The following is a 17,865-nucleotide window of genomic DNA, read 5'->3' on the forward strand; positions in this document are numbered from 1 at the left end:
AAATCTGCAGTCACGGGAACCTCCCTTATGCCTTCGCAAACCGCTCGTCTACACCAGATTACCGTTGAAACCAATAATATACCCATTACTACCTTATATCCTGCTGCATTCTCTTGGTCAAGTACCATTGATAAAGCGGCTACTAGTCAGCTATTGTTCTATTCGCATGCTTTTTTAGATTCAAACTCTTGTTTATCTTTGATAAATACATTTGTCTGCTTAAACACCCTTTCGGTTTCCCGTGAACCCACTCATCGCACTGGGCTTATTAAAGCAGTCAACTACCAGCATTCAGATGGCGCACTGCATTTTTACACTTTAGACATCGTCAGCCCCGATTGGCAATTAACCCAGTGCATTCATACTCGTACTTTTATCAATCAATCTACGCTCGACATCGTCACTACCCTCTTTGCCGACTATGAATTTGATTGGCAGTTATCTGAGACTTTGCAGGCATCAGAGCGCCTGTCTTCTCAGCTTTCTATGCGCACCCAGTCGGATGTCAGTGATTGGGAGTTTATAACCAGGCTACTTGCTGATAGTGGTGTCAGTACCCTATGGATATCGGGTGATTCATTAGATAATTTAGGCTGTCTGATGCTACTAAGCAGTTTTGATGAGATAGAGTTACTACCATTAGACTATCGTTATGCCCAGTCTTCTATCCAGTCAGGACAAGATACGGTTAATGAGCTACAAATGAGGTCGCAGCAACTGGGTAGTCAGACGGTGATAGTAAGAGCAGATGGCTTAAGCGCGGATACCATTTATGAAGGCCAAGCCGCTGATGAGTCAGCGCTAGCAACAGATGACACGACTGTGCTTTTAAGCGCGCCCTCACGCGTCGATAGCGATAGCGCAGCGACGGTGTTGGCACAGCAATGGGTGAATGCCAATCGCTGTCAGCGTGAACATTACCAAGCGGCTGGTGCGATGCGAGGCATGGTGGTCGGTAGTCCTGTGAGTATTCATAATTTACCTACTATCAGTCGTTTGACTAGCTACTGTATCAGTACGCAGATGGTTGGGATTGAGCCGGACAGCGACAGCGTGTCTTATCACAACCAAGCCTATATCAAAGAGTGGTTACAACGTACTACGCAACAGAGCGGGATATTCATCCCCGATCATGGCTACGATATTGCTCGTGACACTGGGGTCTGGGTATCAGCGACTTTGCTTGACGCCGCAATCCCCTACGCCCCTTATCCCAGCAACTTGTTCTTTGCCAGTCATACTTATAAAGGGTTGACCCAAGCGCGTACTGGCAGCGCTACTACACCAAGTTATGACTCTAGTGTCACCGATGACAACCTACAACAAACCATCACGACCCCCGTCTACTCAGGCATCAGCCCTCACGACGACGGCACTACCCCGCCCCTGCGCGCATTGCAACTGTCATCCGGTAGCAGTCATGGCTGGCAATTCGCCCCACGGCTTGGACAATCTGTCCTGCTTAACCATTGGTACGGCGATATTGACAGTCCAGTGATTAGCAGATCGCTCTATGACGGTATCGGTATGGGCGATGTGGACGCAACAGACATCACCACTCGCGATGCGGGATTATCTAATAGACACAACCTACAAGGCGGCGCGTCTCCTAGATGGCATGGCGGTGGTATGGGTCACTCACAGATCAGTGACGATGACGGACACAGCGGCTGGCTATCGGGTATCGCCCAGTATGGGCTGACCTGCGACTCTGAAGTGGCCATGAGCTTTGATGATACGCCAAGCAAGATCGGTCTACAGTGGACGGTTAATACGGGCAGTAAAGCCAATGCTGATATGCCAACGATTACAGAGCAAGCGACCTTTGCCCCTGATGAACATGTATTAGAGCTTGGCATACTGCGTCATCGCTATAGCAATCATCAATCATCAGATAGTGGACAAGGTATTAATCTAGCAACCGACCATGGCTTGCAAATCACCGGCGATACAGGTGTTCTACTCTCCACCTTTGATATCAGACACAGTCAGTCAGAGCACGAGTCGGCATGGGTCAATGATGCAGGACAACGCCAGTTAACAATGGGCACTGAGCTGAGTGAAACCTTTAAAGAGGCAAAGCAGGCACATTTGCAATCAACCGAGGCACTTAGTAATGCCAACCAAACGATAGAAGCCTTTAAAACCAGTGCGCAAGTGATCGATGAGACGCTAAATACAGAAGTCTTAGGCGCAGCTGATGTGATGCTGGTGAGCAAAGACAGCATCCTCGCATCAGCAAGCAATACCCTATGGACGGCGAAAACAATAGTCAGACAATCAGGCAGCACGCAGTCGGATGTGGTGGCAGGTAATTATACGCTGACGGCAGATAGTATTGATTCGCTCTCTGGGGTTGGTGGTGAAGCGAGCGCATCGGGATTACATGTGAGTGCGAACACTAAACCACTAGCGATACAGGCACAAGGCGGTGAGTTGCAGCTGCACAGTCAACAAAGCATGACGATTGGTAGTGAGGCTGGACAGGTGAATGTGTCGAGTCCAAAACGTATTAAGCTGCAAACCAGTGCAGGAGCATCCATTACGATCGATAAGAGTGGTATTAAGCTGGTGTGTCCGGGGACGATTAAAGTTAAGGCGGTGAGGAAGAGTTTGGTGGCGGGGGCGAGAGTTAATTACAAGCCTTTAGAGTTTTTAAACTCTCCTCCTTTTGCAGTTCAGTTTAGTTTTATGAGTTTACTAGGTAAAGGGATTGAACAAGCTAAAGTTATTCTTTTTAACCCAGACACTCATGAGATTATTTCTGAATCAGAAACAGACAACTCAGGTATGACTATGCTATTACAAGATGATAATCATATGAAATATGATTCCTTAATTGGATTTGATCAGTGGTCAAGTCATTTTGAAGATGAAGATATTGAAGGCGAAGATGAGGATGAGGGTATTATTTTAGGTGAACATGGTTCTCAAGAATCCTAATTAAGGCTGTATAATGACTAAAAAAACACATATTGTAAAAAAAGGTGACACACTCTGGGGCATAGGTCAATTTTATGGCGTTAGTGTCAAACAGTTAGCTGATTGGAATAATATTAAGGGTAAGAAAATACATCAATTAAGTATTGGTCAAAAAATATTTTTACACCTTGACGAAAGTGAAAGTTATGATACGACTTTAAGAATAAAACTTTTAGACTCTGCTTTTAAACCTATCAATAAAGCTACTCTTCAACTCGAATATGATAGTAAATGCGAAAATATCGCAATTACTAAAAGTATAACAGAAGATATTTTGATCAAAGATAGACATGCAGGTATCAAGATCTATTTTTTAAATATCCATAAAAAGTTTCAATTAATTTCTCATCACACTATTCTTCCTTTAGGGAAAAAAAGTTTGACTTTAACTTCAAGAATGATGAAAGTTTCTGGGAGTAATCTTCCAGAAAAAGGGCATCAATTAGAAAAGCTCAAAGACTTAAGTAAAGTCTTGGAAAAAGAAAACCAACAACCAACTCCTCCTGTTCAAAAAGAAGTTGAAAGTCAGTTGGATGGCAATAAAAGCACTCAAACTGATAAGTCCAAAACATCAAGTAAAGCTCCAACAAAGACTAATAATCAAAACTCTTCTGTAAAAGATCACAATGAAGTAATTCGTACAGATGGCGGCACTCCAACCCATGTAGTAGCAGATTTTTATAATGACGAAAATTTAAAACTTCATCCAAATAATGAAATATATCGTCAATTTATAATTAGTGCAGCTAAAAGGCATGGCTTTGATGCTCCTACTACAGCTGCAATAATTAATGCAGAATCAGCAAAAATAGGCAGTGGTTCATTGAAAGGTCGTTGGAAAGCAGATTCTCAGAATAGTACAACATCAGCAGGCGGTATGACTCAAATGTTAGATGGTACTTGGCGTGACATTTCCAAAAGGTCTGACTCACTGCTTTATAAGTACAAACAAAAGCATCCTAAGCTTACAGATGCGAAATTTCTAAAACTTAAATATAATCCTGAACTTTCGATTGATGCAGGAATGGTCTACGCTAAAATGAATCTTGAGACTCTAGGAAAACGTTTACCTATTAATAAAATCACTAGTAAAGCTGATTTAGCTAAGATAGCTTATCTTGCTCATCATGATGGACCATCAGGTTCTGAAAGACTAATAAAAAATGAGTACACAAGTAGTAGCTTAATGAGAAAAAAACTCATTATACAAATAGGGGAAAAAGACAAGTTTAAAAAGTATATGAAAGAAGCTAATCAAAATGGTGTGAAAGCTTATCAAACTTGGATTAGAGATTATATTGATTCGTACATAAATGTTAAAAATTTTATGCATAAAATTTCTGATAATATCTGTATAAATAGTCTTGACGCTATTATTGTCATTTTGGAAGGTGTTTCATATAAAAGTAAGAGTAATGAAAAATGTATTCCTGCTCCTGCTCCTGCTCCTGCTCCTGCTCCTGCTCCTGCTCCTGCTCCTGCTCCTGCTCCTGCTCCTGCTCCTGCTCCTGCTCCTGCTCCTGCTCCTGCAAAAAACACTACTAATGTGGGTGGAGGGAATCAATGGCGAAATCCACTTGATACCTGCCAAGTTAGACGTTTCGGTTATGGTTCTGCTCCATTAACTTATAAAAGCAATAAATATAGCAAAGAAAATTTAGCATTAGCTACAAATGAAATATCAAGACACGGTAGAACTTCCAAGCGTCATTCAAAGTTACATCAGGGAAATGATTTAGAAGCAGCTCTCAACAGTCCCGTATACGCAGTTTGTAAGGGACGTATCGTATTTGCCACTTCATATAGTAGCTATGGTAATTCGATAATTTTACAGTGTAATGTTGATGATCTACCAGTAAGTAAAAAGAATATACTAAGAAATAAACTCGATTTTAAAAAAGATATTGTATATTTCATATATTGCCATTTAAACAAAATTAAAGTTGACAAAGATGAGTTAGTTGAAGATATTTCCCAGCCGATTGGTCTTAGTGGTAATTCAGGCAATGCAGGAAGTATGACCTCAATATCTAAGGGTTCTCACCTTCACTTTGAAGTCAGAGATGAAGTAAGTAAATCGTTAGGCGCAACAGGACTTAAATATCGTTATGATCCTTTTCCCTTATTAGATAATTGTTCGACTATTGAAAACGGAGTCCAATAAAATGAATATTAAATTACTTTTTTTATCAATGAGTATTTGCCTCAGCGTCACTGCTTGTAGTTTTGGTGAAGCGAAGCAAAATAGTGAAGAATTATCAGATAGAAAATCTGAAAGTAATCTTATAAATCAGAATAAAAGTCAGAATAAAAGTCAGAATAAAAATTCTATAGCACAATCATACAATGATGTTCACAAGACTGTTAGCAATGAAGTTACCAATATACTTGATATTGATCCTTTATCAGATAATGTTAATCTTGAAGTAACTGATGACATTTTTATTCGTGCAATAGACTACCCTCTTAGTCAATATAATAAGAAACTATTAGTTAAAATACATTCAGAAGATCCTTCAAATAAAAACTCTAAACCAATTGCCATTGTAACCAATTCAGATAATATTAAAGTTACTCAAGTCCCTACAATTAACGAAGACCAAAAAGAACTTAGAAAAGTATTTAATAATAACTTCGATGTATATTTTTTATCAGGGAAAAATAAAAAGAAACTTAACGTTAGTTTTAAGAACAAAGAATATATTCACATAAGCTCAAGTTATTCTGACACTAATATCTCATTACTCCATATTGAAAGTAAGGGTTCTACTTTGCGTCCTGAAGAATATGCATGGAGTTCTTGTTTGTTTATTTATAATAAAAAGGTAAATAAATTTGTGGAGTTTTTTCCTGAAGGTTGCGTCAGACAAGATATCAAGCGTACTGGAGTTACGAAAAAAAATGATTATGAAAGAGATGAAGTGTATTTAGATGAAGTAAAAGTAAAAAATGGAATTTATACAATAAGTTTCAATAATTTACCCAGATTAAAAAATTCTCAATTTAATTTTAGTGAAGAAAAAATTCTAACATACAAGTTTAAGTTAGATTTAGAGAATGATAATACTCAATTTCAACTAGTAGATTGTGACTATCGTTATAAAAAAAATAATCAGCTGGTGAAAGAACATAGAGAATGCGATTATTATTTAGAGTAAGTTATATTTTCTTATAATTAACTATAGTCAGTTCAAAATAAAACTGTTATGGCCAGGACAAATATCATAAAACAATTTAGATAAGTCATTTTGCATCCAGCCTTGACGTAGAAACTTCACCTGTGCCCATTTCTTTTCGATAGGGTTCAAGTCTGGGCTGTACGGCGGCAGCCAAAGAATACGATAACCATGCCTGTTCAATAGCTTTTGAATGCGTTTATTTTTATGAAACTTGGCATTATCCATGACAATCACGCATTTGATTTTAAGGCTTGGAATAAGTGTGAACTTGCACCAATCATAAAATATATTGCTGTTAATGTTCTGTTCAAAGTAATTCAGTGCAAACAACATCTTTTCATACAGAGCACTAATGACGTTGGTTCGTTTTTTTGCTTGCCAGTTGTAGCTATCAATACAAGGTTTGCCTATCGGTGCATAGCCATAAGGACGAATAGTTTCAGCCTCAAAGCCACTTTCATCCATGTACACAATGGGGTAGCCTTGCTGCGTAAAGCTATTAAGCTTACTCCGATACTTCGCTCTTTTTATCAGACACGCTTTTGGATGTTCCAAGGTCTTTTTTTTGACTGATACCAAGGCGCTTTAAGGCATGATAAATGCCTGTTTTACTACAGTTTAAACGACGTGCTCGCTCATCCTGGTAATCATCAGGATGTTCTTTGACATCATTAAGTAGCACGTCATCTAGTATTTTATAGGGTTTGGTTTGCCTAGTCGTTCTGCTATGAACAAGTCTCTTCCAGTTTTGTATGGTGGTTGGGCTGAGATTATAGAAAATAGCAGCTTCAGCAAAGGTCATGCCGTCATCTATACTTTTAAGAACTTGTTTACGAAAATCTAGTGAGTAAGTCATGGTCTTTATAATAATGTCATTTTCTTTATTTATTGTAGGATGTAACTTTGATATCTCACAGCCTCAAGCAATTAGTGGAAAGACAATAGTTAATAATGAAGATAAAAATAAATATTCAAAACTCATAGAGGAAGTAGATAAAGAAGTTAGTTATATTAAAATGGAAGCATCCAATTCGGACGAAAGTAAGATAATCAAAGAAACAAAACTTCCGTTAACGCTTAATAGTTACACAAATTGCAATATGGAAAATGATAATACTTTTTGTAAAAATAGGTTTCCAACTTATGATATTAAGGTTTTGCCTATTAATTTAAAGCAAGGCTACGCTGATATCAAATATATAGACACTATATTAAAACTTCCAAATATAAATGACATAGAAGTCTATATTTTAGCTAGAAATATGACAGATGTTGAAGAATATACGATAGTTACTTATAATAAAAAAATAATTGATAAACTATTGATCGGAAAGATAGGTTCAGCTGATAATTCTGATAGAAGATTTTCTATTAGCGAAAATTATAAAAATATAGAAATTAATTTTAATGACAAATCTAAAAATTATAAAGTGAACAATTCAGGAAACATTTTAGGAATCTAAACTATTAAATCTTTTTCGAATATTAGCACAGCTCAATAAGGCAGCTATAGTTAATTCTTTATTAAACATATTTTTAAACTACTTGCAGTGCATTGATATACTGAATCAACCAAAATTCTCACTAAATTAAAGATAAAAGAAAAACAGTCTATGAACTTATCAAAGAATATTTATAAGACTGTAAGTGCATTATTAATCACTCTGTGTTTACCTGCATGTCAGGAGGATACAGAAGTTTACCAAACCTTATGCGTTGACTCAGATACTACAATTAAGAACGATATACCTAAAAAGGGTATCTTGTGGTCATTAGCTAAGGATGATATCAAACATTTGATTCCAATGCTCACCAAAGAGTCACCTCGAAACATTTACGTCATGAATTCTATTACAACCTGCGAAATGACATTTGAAGATATTGAAGTAGATAAAAGCATTTGTAATGTTACCTTAAATGCTGGAGCTTACGGTCATGCAGAATGTAATAATGGCTCTAAATTCAGCTTTGGATGTTACGAAAAGGATTGTGATCAATACTTCCTATTTCCTTTCAAAGATGAAGGAGGAGTTGATTTAGAGCCTCGTCATTTAGATTTGCGTGAACCTATTAGTGGTAAAACTCATGTTGAAAACTATAAAAAATATCTTGATACAATGAATAAGAAATCAGTCAAAAATAAACTAGCTGTAAAAGTTTATTTTGAGAATTCAAACTTAGATAAATCAAGCTATGTTATTCGATATGTAGATAAAGCATCGCCACTCAAAAACAGCATCCAAGAATATTTGAACGGCTTAACGCCAGAAGAACAAAAACTAGGATTTGAGTCAAGTAATTTTGGCAACAATAGCTCCATAGTCAAAATTGAGGACAATATCGCTAAAATTCACTTTACTGCTGATAACTTGGCCACAGATTTGCGCTCGCCCCAACAGGTTATAGACTTTAGCCATTCTATATATATGATCGCAGATCAGTTTGAAACTGTTAACGAAACAGAGATATGTGTTAATGATACCTATAACTACCAAATGGCTTTTTTAGCTAATGAAGAGCCGATTGACTGTCCCTTCTAATTTCAGAGCTTATTTTTCTTGAACCGCCCCGAATATATCGGAGACAGATTTACTTGAGTCAGGCTGCAATGCCTGACAAAGTCAAATTCTCACAATACCGTCTTTCAAATTCAGCTGGCTTTAAACTTACCAACCTTTCAATACAGGCGCTAAACCCAACCTTTTTCACGAAATTCTTTTAACACCTTTATAAACACCTCCATCTCATCAGGGGTGCCAAGCGTCAAGCGATTGAAGCCTATGACAGGTGGAAACTCGCGACCAACCTTAATGCCACTCTCTCGCATTCTATCGATATAAGTTTTTAAATCGCCTTTTATTTCATGAAAGATAAAGTTAGTTTGTGATGGTAAGTAGCGAAGTCCAAGTTCATCTAACACTGTTTCGATCATTTGACGTGATTGATTGGTATTGCGCAAACTTAGCGCTAAAAACGCTGCATCATTCAACGTCGTAATGGCAGCAACCGCACCTGATAAGTTGGTATTGTCCATAGACATAAACGCTTCGACAGTCTCAATAGCTTGCGGGTTAGAAATCGCGTAGCCCACTCGCATACCGGCTAAGGCACATAACTTTGAAAAAGTATGAATAACAATGAGGTTGTCGGATATTCCTTGTTTTAACCACTCAATCCCACTCTCGAAGCTTGGATCTGTCACGTACTCTAAATAAGCTTGATCTAATAAAAAGTAATGGTTATCTGGTGCATTACTTACCCAATTTTTGAGTTTTTCCGTTGATGTAATGATGCCAGTTGGATTATTTGGATTGCAAATATAAAGTAGGCTGATGCCATCAAAATCGTCAGCAGCCCTTTGTAGTTCATCAAAATCATAATCATAGTTTTCAGCGGTCAATGGTATCTTAACTACCGGCACGCCAATAGAATTTGCATACATCTCTGCACAATCAAACGTTGGTACCGGAATGACCATCTGGAATGCTTTACCTTCTTTTAAGGCTTTGTGTTGCAGCATTTGTATGACCGCTCGCATATTTTCAGTCGAGCCATTGCCTAATGAGATTTGGTTTTCTGCCACACCATGGATGGTGGCAATTTTGCTAATGAGCGCAGCGCGTGGATTATCTGGATAACGAAAGCCCTCACCTAAAGACTCTATAATGGCTTGTTTGGCAGAGTCTGACATGCCTAGTGAGTTTTCATTCGCATTTAATTCTAAGAATTTGTTATTTTGCATGATGGATTATGTGCCTCAACGTCCGTTGTTATAAGTTCATATTGCTCATTGATATCATATTAAGGGGCATTTGGTATAAACACAAGTTTTGTTACAACCAAATTTTAGTTATTAATTTATATCTATAAAACCCTTCCTTTTAGTCCTAATATTGGTTCAATTCAACACAAGAGACTGTGACTTGTCATCACCTATACTGCTATGAAAAATATAGGACGCAAATTATTAAAAAACACTTTCAAGCTATGGTCATTCAGCCTTTTTATTCTCTTCATAGATATCGGGTGCGGCTTCAAATACTAGCCAACCTTTCTTCATCCAACGCTCTATAACTTCCTTAGAAACAATGTGAATCAAGTTAGCTAACGGTTCATGAGGATCGTTTTGGAAACACCAAACTCTTAATTTCACATTGGGTAATTTTTCATCAGCATTCATCTCAAACACAGCTTTGATATACTCTGCATCTGAATCAGCTAAAGAATGACCCCAAAAGATAACTTCATAAGGCACATCACTTAGAGATTGACCTAATACACGTTTAATATTTAGATCTTCATGGTCAAGGAATTGGTAGTCAGTATCATTAATTAACTTTTGATGAGTTTTAACAAAACCATAAACTTTATATTTTCTAAGACGTTCATCCTCCAGATCACTTATACCTAATACAATTTTACGACTGTTAGTGCTGCCATGAACATATTGAACCTTATCAATAGTCAATAATTTGACATCAGAGTACAAACGTTCAAATGAGTTAGAGTAATTGAAAGTAAATATTGCTTGTAGATTCTTATTCAAGTCACCAAACCTTACAAACTCATTTATTGGCTCAAGCTGATTTACTACTAGCATGATATACATCTTAAAAATATCATTAAAGCCATCTAAATGGCTTAGAATTTGTCTTAATACCTTATTACCTTCAAACTCTAAATAGCTATCAGAGTACTTTTTTAGAAAATTTATATCTATAACGTTTTTGAAATATTCCTTGGTGACTCTTCTGGCATAAGGTGAATTACTCTCTTTTAGCTCTTTAAATTCCTCTAAGCTTATTCCACTACGTTCAATAGTATTCGAACGAAAACTATTTGGATTATATGTATCCTCAGCTTTAAAATATAAATCATCTATCAAATGAAAATTTCTTAAAGTGTTCTGCACAAACGTCGTTTGCAATTTAAAATTATCAAAAAATGCTTTGTTGACTTGACGATAATTGTCAGCTAATACATCTGTAGCTTTTATAGTCAATGTTTCATTATCAATATTAGAATATAAACTTGTATTATCTGTGAAGTAACCAATTGTTTTTTCATCGAAACTCATTTCAAATAAATCACACATTTTCACCAGTAAACTTTCGATTTCGTTCTCAAAATCAATCCACGTATCTACACCAGTTAAATGATGCTTAAAATGCTGAAACCAGCCGTTATCTTTTAACTTTATTTGCAAATCCTTCACAGTATCAATCGACAACCTCAAGTCATCTGTTTTATACAACTCCTTAGTCTTGCCAAAAAAATCCTTGTCTCTATCAGAACATTGTCCTGCAATATATTTCTGAAATAAATGATCAAAACCAAGCTCTTTTTCTTCTTTCCAAGATTCCACAACCATCATTGCATCCATGAAATGCACATATGCAGTTGGCAGATAATGAGCTAAATCAAAACCATTACCTAGTACGAATATTCTTTTTGTGTCCAATTTTTATTCTCCTTTTTATCATCCAAAAAGAAGGCGAGCTAACTATCCGTTAACCCGCCTACTGTTTTTATATTCTAAACCTTACCATCTAAATCAAATGCGCCTTTAATTCAAGCACTTTATCTCGCGTTTTCGCGGCATCTTCAAACTTCAAGTCACGAGACATCTGTTTCATAAGCTTTTCAAGACGATTGATTTCTTTGGCTAGCAAATCAGGACTGCGTAAGATACTAATATCCACATCAGGCAGATTGCTCTTGATGGGAATCACTTGATTGTCATTGGCGTTTTGATCGTCGCCCGTATCAATTTTATCGGTAATACTACGACGCGCACCTTTCGGTGTGATGTTATGCTCAAGGTTAAATGCCACTTGTTTTTCACGGCGACGGTCGGTCTCGTCTATCGCCTTTTGCATACTGTTGGTAATGCGATCAGCATAAAGAATAGCTTTACCATTGATATGACGCGCAGCACGACCAATGGTCTGAATAAGTGCACGCTCAGAACGCAAAAAGCCTTCTTTATCGGCATCAAATATCGCGACCAATGATACTTCTGGCATATCTAACCCTTCACGCAATAGGTTAATGCCGACCAGTACATCATGCACGCCTGTACGCAGTTCATGGATAATCTGCATACGCTCAACGGTATCAATGTCAGAATGCAGATAAGCAACTTTGACATCATATTCTTTTAGATAACTGGTCAAATCCTCTGACATGCGTTTGGTCAATGTGGTAATTAATACGCGCTCATCTTTTTCTCGGCGCTTGGTAATCTCTGATAACACATCATCGACCTGCGTCAATACAGGACGAATCTCAATCTCAGGATCAATCAAACCCGTTGGACGGACGACTTGCTCAACGACTTGCTCACTATGCTCAAGCTCATATAATGCTGGTGTGGCGCTAACGTAAATGGTCTTAGGCTTGATACGCTCCCACTCTTCAAACTTCATCGGGCGGTTGTTCATGGCACTTGGCAGACGAAAGCCGTAATTCACGAGGTTTTCTTTACGTGATCTATCGCCTTTATACATCGCGCCAATTTGCGAGACGGTCACGTGTGACTCATCAAGGAACAGCAGTGCATCTTCTGGAATATAATCAAACAACGTCGGCGGCGCTTCCCCTGATGGACGGCCAGAGAGATGCTGCGAATAGTTTTCGATGCCATTACAGTAGCCAAGCTGCTGTATCATCTCAAGGTCATATTGGGTACGCTCTTTGAGACGTTGTGCTTCTATCAGCTTATTGTTATCACGGAAATATTCTAGACGCGGCTCTAGCTCAGCGCGAATCGTATGACTGGCAGCTTCTAGTTTATTGCGCGGCGTCACATAATGCGATTTTGGATAAATAGTAATACGTGGCACGCTACGTACCGTCTTACCTGTTAAAGGATCAAACCAAGTGATTTTTTCCACTTCATTGTCAAATAAATGCACACGAACAGCCAATTGCTCAGATTCAGCAGGATAGATATCTAACAGCTCGCCACGCAAGCGATATGTACCACGACCAAAATCTAGCTCATTGCGCGTATATTGCATTTCAACCAAACGTTTAATGGTAGCGGTACGATCTATCTGATCACCGACCACGACATGCAGTAGCATTTTTAGATAACTTTCAGGATCACCCAAACCATAGATACACGATACAGAAGCTACAATAATAGCATCACGACGCTCTAATAGAGCGCGCGTCGCTGACAGACGCATCTGATCGATATGATCATTGATGGCGCTGTCTTTTTCGATAAAGGTATCACTCGCTGCGACATAAGCTTCAGGTTGGTAATAGTCATAATAACTGACGAAGTACTCCACCGCGTTATTCGGGAAAAACGACTTAAATTCACCATACAGCTGAGCGGCAAGCGTTTTGTTGTGCGCCATGATAATCGTCGGACGCTGAGTCTCAGAGATGACCTTGGCCATGGTATAAGTCTTACCAGAACCCGTCACCCCCAATAACAACTGCTCATTCATACCAGAATTAATACCATTGACCAGCTTTTTGATCGCTTGTGGCTGATCCCCTGCTGGTTCAAAATCGGTGACCATCTCAAAGGCACGACTCGATATTTGCGTCCCTGACGCATTAACACCACTAATTTCAGCTTCGCCTTGGAGCTGAGTGGCCAATTGGTTTAACTGACGCGATGAGCGCGGTTCGGGCATACGCATAATGGCTTTCTTCTTCTTGAGGTTTATAACAATATGGGGTCTGAGCAGCGGTTTTTAAAGGCTTTTTAACGGATAGTGACGAGGCTTATCTTATGATTACAACGATATTCCACAGCCCGAAGTGTAAGTGTATAAAGATATTTTTTATCAAAGAATCAATTTTTTATTAGGTGATAAATCTTATATTGTTATAAAAAACTCACACAATCTTGAATAAAATTACAAAGATTTTCATGGTTAACAAACTCCTTACACGACCACCTCATAAAGCCTAACACTGAAGGGTTCCATCACAGATTTAAGCTGTTATTATTCATAACGAATCAACAAGCACTACTAATACAAAAACCAAATAAGAAACAAGTGACCTATTTAATTCAATAAAACAAAATACATAACGGAGTAAGATATGAGAGAACGTTACGCAAGTGGAATTTCCGATGAAACTGCCAAAAAAATGATCGATGTGTTAAACGCTAACTTAGCAAATGTCATTGATTTAACTTTAGATGGCAAACAATGCCATTGGAATTTACAAGGTACTGGCTTTATCGGTGTGCATCAATTATTAGATGACACATCAGATCGTATCCTTGAAGTATCAGATACTATCGCAGAACGTATTGTAATCTTAGGTGGTCAGCCAAATGGTTTGGCCAGTCGCGTGGTAAAAGAATCTATTTTAGACGATTACCCTACTGACATTACCGAAGTAGATCAACATGTTCGCGAGCTGACGAGCCGCTACAAGAAAGTCGCGGAAGCTTTGAGAGAAGCGATCGCTACTGCTGGTGATGCAGGCGATGAAGACACAGCTGATTTATTTACAGAAGCCAGCCGTATTATTGATAAAGATGCATGGTTCATCGGTGCAAATGCGCCAAGGAAATAATACCGTTAAAAATTTAGTTGATTATTAACGTTATTATATTAAGTGCGAAGTATTATATGAAGTAAAAATAGAAAAGGTCACCTGATTGGGTGACCTTTTTTTATGCACGCATATTCTACCATTTTCTATTTCAGGGCTTTTAGTTCTTCTATCATAATGGGCAAAGCTTTCTTTAGCTCGGCTGAAACATTCTGTGTCATAATAGCTCTGACATCTTTCGCATATTCTTGCATCATAATAGGCTGCTTTTCTATTATGCTAGCCCCTAAGTCGCTTTCGTAAAAATCGATTTGAGCGTCAACTTCTTCTTGAGTAAAATACTTTTTTACAGCACTAACATACGCTTGAATTTGTGCCTCATTGATAGTTTCAATATACTCATCATCAAATATACTACTACTATAATTAGAAAAAACTTTGATTAGTTTTTGACGTTGGGCAGTACTCATGTCATCAGTCACAAGGCTAGACAACATAGAGTCATTAACTATTTTTTGTAAACTATCTTTCGAGGACATCTGTTTAATTGTTTCATTCAAATGTGTGACATTTACTAACTCTCTCACTGACTTGTCAGTAGGTACCGCAGCCTGTGCAAAGAGCGTCGGTACTGCCATCATAGTAGCGACGCTTAAACCAAACGTCAGAGACACCAAAGTATTTTTCAAAATATATGTCATATTATCACCTTATTTTAGTATCTAGTTTTTACTGCTAATTATCGTTGTTATCTTAGCCTAATTTTTCGAATTAGATCCGTATAGTTATTAGATCCGTATAGTTATTAGATCCGTATAGTTATTAGATCCGTATAGTTATTAGACCCGTATAGTTATTAGACCCGTATAGTTAAGAGTAACTGGAGTCTATTGAACCTTCAAATATTAGGACTGCTGATAGATAAAATCTTACCAAACTAGGCATCCATCGACGATAAAGTCTAACCTAGAACGACTAGGGCGTGTCCTCAGTTTGAAAATGGTGATGCAAATGAGATAAATTGCAGCCAACCAAGGAAAAGAGCGCAGATAATATCAGGATATTGACCAGCTATTTGACGCAGTTTGGCAAGATTTAGCCATAGTAGTTGTTAATAGCACCGTCATCTAGACTATCATGCAAAATCTTGTTTATTAGCCAAATAATTTTCCGGCAAAGATAACGTTTTGGCATTGGGTACAGACAGTGTCAAAATAGCTTCTTGAAAGATAGGATTACATCGAAACAAATTTTCAATGTCTTCAAATTTTTGCGCGATTTCTTTTTCTTTTTGATTGCCAGTGATGTCTACTGCCGCCACCATAAATATTTTCTTGGGTCCCACCCACTCTAGGTGTAAGTAAGAAACACTATCAATATCTGCATGATTGAGCAGCTCGCTCAACGCATAGGAATGCATCCTATCAGACACCTTGTAACCAATCAAAAAATCCCGATTACGGCTGATCAAAAAGATAGCGACCACGCCTAATAATAGCCCGACGACGATAGAACCTAGCGCATCCCAAAAGGGCTGTCCGGTATAAGCATGCATACCCATCGCAGCCGCAGCGATAACCAAGCCAACTACAGCCGCTAAATCTTCAAAAAATACACCGCGTAAAGTGGGGTTCGACGTATCGACCACATAACCAATAGCGCTGACATTAATCGCTTCACCATGTTTTTTACTTTGCAGGTACGCCTGCACCAACGAAAAGCCTTCTAGCACAAAGGCGACTGCTAATATAATAAAACCAATGGTATAGTCGGTCTCGCTCTCAGCCGCATTCCACTCGGTGATACCAGTATAAATGGAGACAATGGAACCCGCCATAAAGACGCCAAATGCCGCAATCATCGACCAGACGTATGACTCTTTACCGTAGCCGAGCGGATGACTTTCATCAGCAGGTTTGACGGATTTTTTTTCGGCGACAATTAATAAAGTGCCGTTACCTGCATCTGCCCAAGAGTGTGCTGACTCTGCAATCATAGAAGCAGAACCTGTCATAAACGCCGCTACAGTTTTGGCAATAGCAATGATGAGGTTGGCCCCGACGGCAATCAAAACCGTCGTCAATGAGGCAGAATGCTGTTCTTCTTTGTTGGTTGCTGACTTAGAACCATCAAAGCCGGAACGAGAATTACCATCAGAAGTGGCGTCGTTAATGAGCGTACCAGCACCTCGAGCACGACTATTGCGGCGTACTGACTGATTAGGAGTAAGAGTAGGAATATTTGAATGGGTTTTTGATGGCTTCAAACTCATAATAGTCTCAGTAAAATAGCGAATATTTAACCACTAAGCTGGAAACCCTTGGCTACTGTGTCATGTTACTTAGCTTGATTGTCATGACTGCTGGCTAGCTCACCAATCATATTCTCAATATCACAGCTAGGACGGTGTGAGCTTTGCATACGTAGGTTCTTACGTTCTAAGCCTGCATCAAAACGACACTGCTGCATCAAATTTTTGATATCAAGCGGCGGCGCAGGAGTTGGTTTGCCATTGTCATCGATGGCGACCATCGTAAAGTAGCAGCTATTGGTATGACGAACCGTACGCGCCCGCACATCTTCTGCTTCGACACGTATGCCCACTTCCATCGACGTTCTACCCACGTAGTTGACGCTCGCGGCAAAGGTCACCAGCTCACCCACATAGATTGGCTCACGGAACATCACCTGATCAACCGATAGCGTCACCACATAGTTGCCGCTATAGCGACTGGCACAGGCATAAGCGACCTGATCGAGCATTTTGAGTAAATCACCACCGTGTACATTGCCGATGAAATTTGCCATATCAGGGGTCATTAGCACCGTCATATATAGTTCATGGTTCAAAGGGGCTTTTTTGGCGGTGGAGGTAGTATTGTACTGGGGCATAACATTCCTTACGGTGTTCTAAAATTTATTGGCCTTGAGCGACCAAACGGGTTTTGATCACTTGCCTTCAGTAATTTTTTATAAAGATAACCATTCTCATAGTCTATTATAATAGTTTCCATTATAGCAGTCTATTTTGAGTGGTTTGTAAATAGGTTTAAAGGGTGAAATCACTGGTTCCACTTGGGTATACCTTAAAAGATCCAATCAACGGTACGGAATCGCCAAAATTGTCGGGGATTCCGTGCTCTGAGATATAGTCAAAATACCTCAAAAACGC

At 38.6% G+C, this 17,865-nt stretch carries 14 protein-coding genes; 6 read left to right on the forward strand and 8 right to left on the reverse strand.

Features of this window, described 5'->3' with window-relative positions; all coding sequences use genetic code 11:
- The first annotated feature begins 27 nt into the window (after nucleotides 1-27).
- From IOD06_RS02645 to IOD06_RS02655, 3 genes are read left to right on the forward strand one after another with little or no spacing between them, the layout of a single operon-like run.
- Nucleotides 28-2,943: a contractile injection system protein, VgrG/Pvc8 family gene (locus IOD06_RS02645; RefSeq protein WP_194618968.1), complete on the forward strand. Its 2,916-nt coding sequence runs from the start codon at nucleotides 28-30 to the stop codon at nucleotides 2,941-2,943.
- A 13-nt stretch (nucleotides 2,944-2,956) separates the two neighbouring features.
- Nucleotides 2,957-5,146: a LysM peptidoglycan-binding domain-containing protein gene (locus tag IOD06_RS02650; RefSeq protein ID WP_194618970.1), complete on the forward strand. Its 2,190-nt coding sequence runs from the start codon at nucleotides 2,957-2,959 to the stop codon at nucleotides 5,144-5,146.
- Nucleotide 5,147: 1 nt separating this feature from the next.
- Nucleotides 5,148-6,140, forward strand: coding sequence for a hypothetical protein (locus tag IOD06_RS02655; RefSeq protein WP_194618972.1), 993 nt, complete (start codon nucleotides 5,148-5,150; stop codon nucleotides 6,138-6,140).
- 27 nt (nucleotides 6,141-6,167) lie between these two features.
- Here the strand turns inward: IOD06_RS02655 and IOD06_RS02660 are convergent, their stop codons facing one another.
- Both IOD06_RS02660 and IOD06_RS13565 read right to left on the reverse strand, forming a co-directional pair.
- On the reverse strand, nucleotides 6,168-6,740 hold the full coding sequence (locus IOD06_RS02660; protein ID WP_227669852.1) for an IS630 family transposase: 573 nt from the start codon (nucleotides 6,738-6,740) through the stop codon (nucleotides 6,168-6,170).
- On the reverse strand, nucleotides 6,667-6,963 hold the full coding sequence (locus tag IOD06_RS13565; RefSeq protein ID WP_308430249.1) for an IS630 transposase-related protein: 297 nt from the start codon (nucleotides 6,961-6,963) through the stop codon (nucleotides 6,667-6,669). The genes IOD06_RS02660 and IOD06_RS13565 overlap by 74 nt, the downstream gene beginning before the upstream one ends.
- Before the next feature lie 67 nt (nucleotides 6,964-7,030).
- On the opposite strand from IOD06_RS13565, the gene IOD06_RS02665 reads away from it, so the two are divergent.
- Complete coding sequence (locus IOD06_RS02665) at nucleotides 7,031-7,624, forward strand: hypothetical protein (protein ID WP_189580818.1); 594 nt, start codon at nucleotides 7,031-7,033, stop codon at nucleotides 7,622-7,624.
- A 150-nt stretch (nucleotides 7,625-7,774) separates the two neighbouring features.
- Nucleotides 7,775-8,701, forward strand: a complete 927-nt coding sequence (locus tag IOD06_RS02670; protein WP_189580816.1) for a hypothetical protein — start codon at nucleotides 7,775-7,777, stop codon at nucleotides 8,699-8,701.
- A gap of 149 nt (nucleotides 8,702-8,850) precedes the next feature.
- Here IOD06_RS02670 and IOD06_RS02675 read toward each other — a convergent pair whose 3' ends face one another.
- The 3 genes from IOD06_RS02675 to uvrB form a co-directional block, all read right to left on the reverse strand.
- The gene (locus IOD06_RS02675; RefSeq protein WP_189580814.1) at nucleotides 8,851-9,903 is read right to left on the reverse strand and encodes a histidinol-phosphate transaminase; all 1,053 of its coding nucleotides are present in this window, start codon (nucleotides 9,901-9,903) and stop codon (nucleotides 8,851-8,853) included.
- 249 nt (nucleotides 9,904-10,152) lie between these two features.
- Nucleotides 10,153-11,622, reverse strand: a complete 1,470-nt coding sequence (locus IOD06_RS02680; protein ID WP_189580812.1) for an AbiH family protein — start codon at nucleotides 11,620-11,622, stop codon at nucleotides 10,153-10,155.
- A gap of 88 nt (nucleotides 11,623-11,710) precedes the next feature.
- Nucleotides 11,711-13,822 (reverse strand): excinuclease ABC subunit UvrB, encoded by a 2,112-nt coding sequence (gene uvrB, locus IOD06_RS02685; protein ID WP_194618974.1) that lies wholly within the window; start codon nucleotides 13,820-13,822, stop codon nucleotides 11,711-11,713.
- Between the two features lie 409 nt (nucleotides 13,823-14,231).
- Between uvrB and dps the strand changes: the two genes are divergently transcribed.
- Nucleotides 14,232-14,714: a DNA starvation/stationary phase protection protein Dps gene (gene dps, locus IOD06_RS02690; protein WP_189580808.1), complete on the forward strand. Its 483-nt coding sequence runs from the start codon at nucleotides 14,232-14,234 to the stop codon at nucleotides 14,712-14,714.
- Between the two features lie 125 nt (nucleotides 14,715-14,839).
- On the opposite strand, the gene IOD06_RS02695 is transcribed toward dps, so the two are convergent.
- The 3 genes from IOD06_RS02695 to IOD06_RS02705 all read right to left on the reverse strand — a co-directional run bounded on the left by IOD06_RS02695 (nucleotide 14,840) and on the right by IOD06_RS02705 (nucleotide 17,585).
- A complete protein-coding gene (locus IOD06_RS02695) occupies nucleotides 14,840-15,394 on the reverse strand; it encodes a DUF2059 domain-containing protein (protein WP_189580806.1) in 555 nt (184 codons plus the stop codon).
- A 434-nt stretch (nucleotides 15,395-15,828) separates the two neighbouring features.
- Nucleotides 15,829-16,965: a cation diffusion facilitator family transporter gene (locus IOD06_RS02700; protein WP_189580804.1), complete on the reverse strand. Its 1,137-nt coding sequence runs from the start codon at nucleotides 16,963-16,965 to the stop codon at nucleotides 15,829-15,831.
- Between the two features lie 65 nt (nucleotides 16,966-17,030).
- Complete coding sequence (locus tag IOD06_RS02705; RefSeq protein WP_010200010.1) at nucleotides 17,031-17,585, reverse strand: acyl-CoA thioesterase; 555 nt, start codon at nucleotides 17,583-17,585, stop codon at nucleotides 17,031-17,033.
- Nucleotides 17,586-17,865 lie beyond the last annotated feature (280 nt).

Source organism: Psychrobacter sp. N25K4-3-2 (genome assembly GCF_015351755.1).
GTDB lineage: Bacteria > Pseudomonadota > Gammaproteobacteria > Pseudomonadales > Moraxellaceae > Psychrobacter > Psychrobacter glaciei.

Coding starts and splice junctions, on each gene's coding strand:
- IOD06_RS02645 (WP_194618968.1), top strand. CDS start 28: ATGCCTTCGCAAACCGCTCGTCTACACCAGATTACCGTTGAAACCAAT.
- IOD06_RS02650 (WP_194618970.1), top strand. CDS start 2,957: ATGACTAAAAAAACACATATTGTAAAAAAAGGTGACACACTCTGGGGC.
- IOD06_RS02655 (WP_194618972.1), top strand. CDS start 5,148: ATGAATATTAAATTACTTTTTTTATCAATGAGTATTTGCCTCAGCGTC.
- IOD06_RS13565 (WP_308430249.1), bottom strand. CDS start 6,963: ATGACCTTTGCTGAAGCTGCTATTTTCTATAATCTCAGCCCAACCACC.
- IOD06_RS02665 (WP_189580818.1), top strand. CDS start 7,031: ATGTCATTTTCTTTATTTATTGTAGGATGTAACTTTGATATCTCACAG.
- IOD06_RS02670 (WP_189580816.1), top strand. CDS start 7,775: ATGAACTTATCAAAGAATATTTATAAGACTGTAAGTGCATTATTAATC.
- IOD06_RS02675 (WP_189580814.1), bottom strand. CDS start 9,903: ATGCAAAATAACAAATTCTTAGAATTAAATGCGAATGAAAACTCACTA.
- uvrB (WP_194618974.1), bottom strand. CDS start 13,822: ATGCGTATGCCCGAACCGCGCTCATCGCGTCAGTTAAACCAATTGGCC.
- dps (WP_189580808.1), top strand. CDS start 14,232: ATGAGAGAACGTTACGCAAGTGGAATTTCCGATGAAACTGCCAAAAAA.
- IOD06_RS02695 (WP_189580806.1), bottom strand. CDS start 15,394: ATGACATATATTTTGAAAAATACTTTGGTGTCTCTGACGTTTGGTTTA.
- IOD06_RS02700 (WP_189580804.1), bottom strand. CDS start 16,965: ATGAGTTTGAAGCCATCAAAAACCCATTCAAATATTCCTACTCTTACT.
- IOD06_RS02705 (WP_010200010.1), bottom strand. CDS start 17,585: ATGCCCCAGTACAATACTACCTCCACCGCCAAAAAAGCCCCTTTGAAC.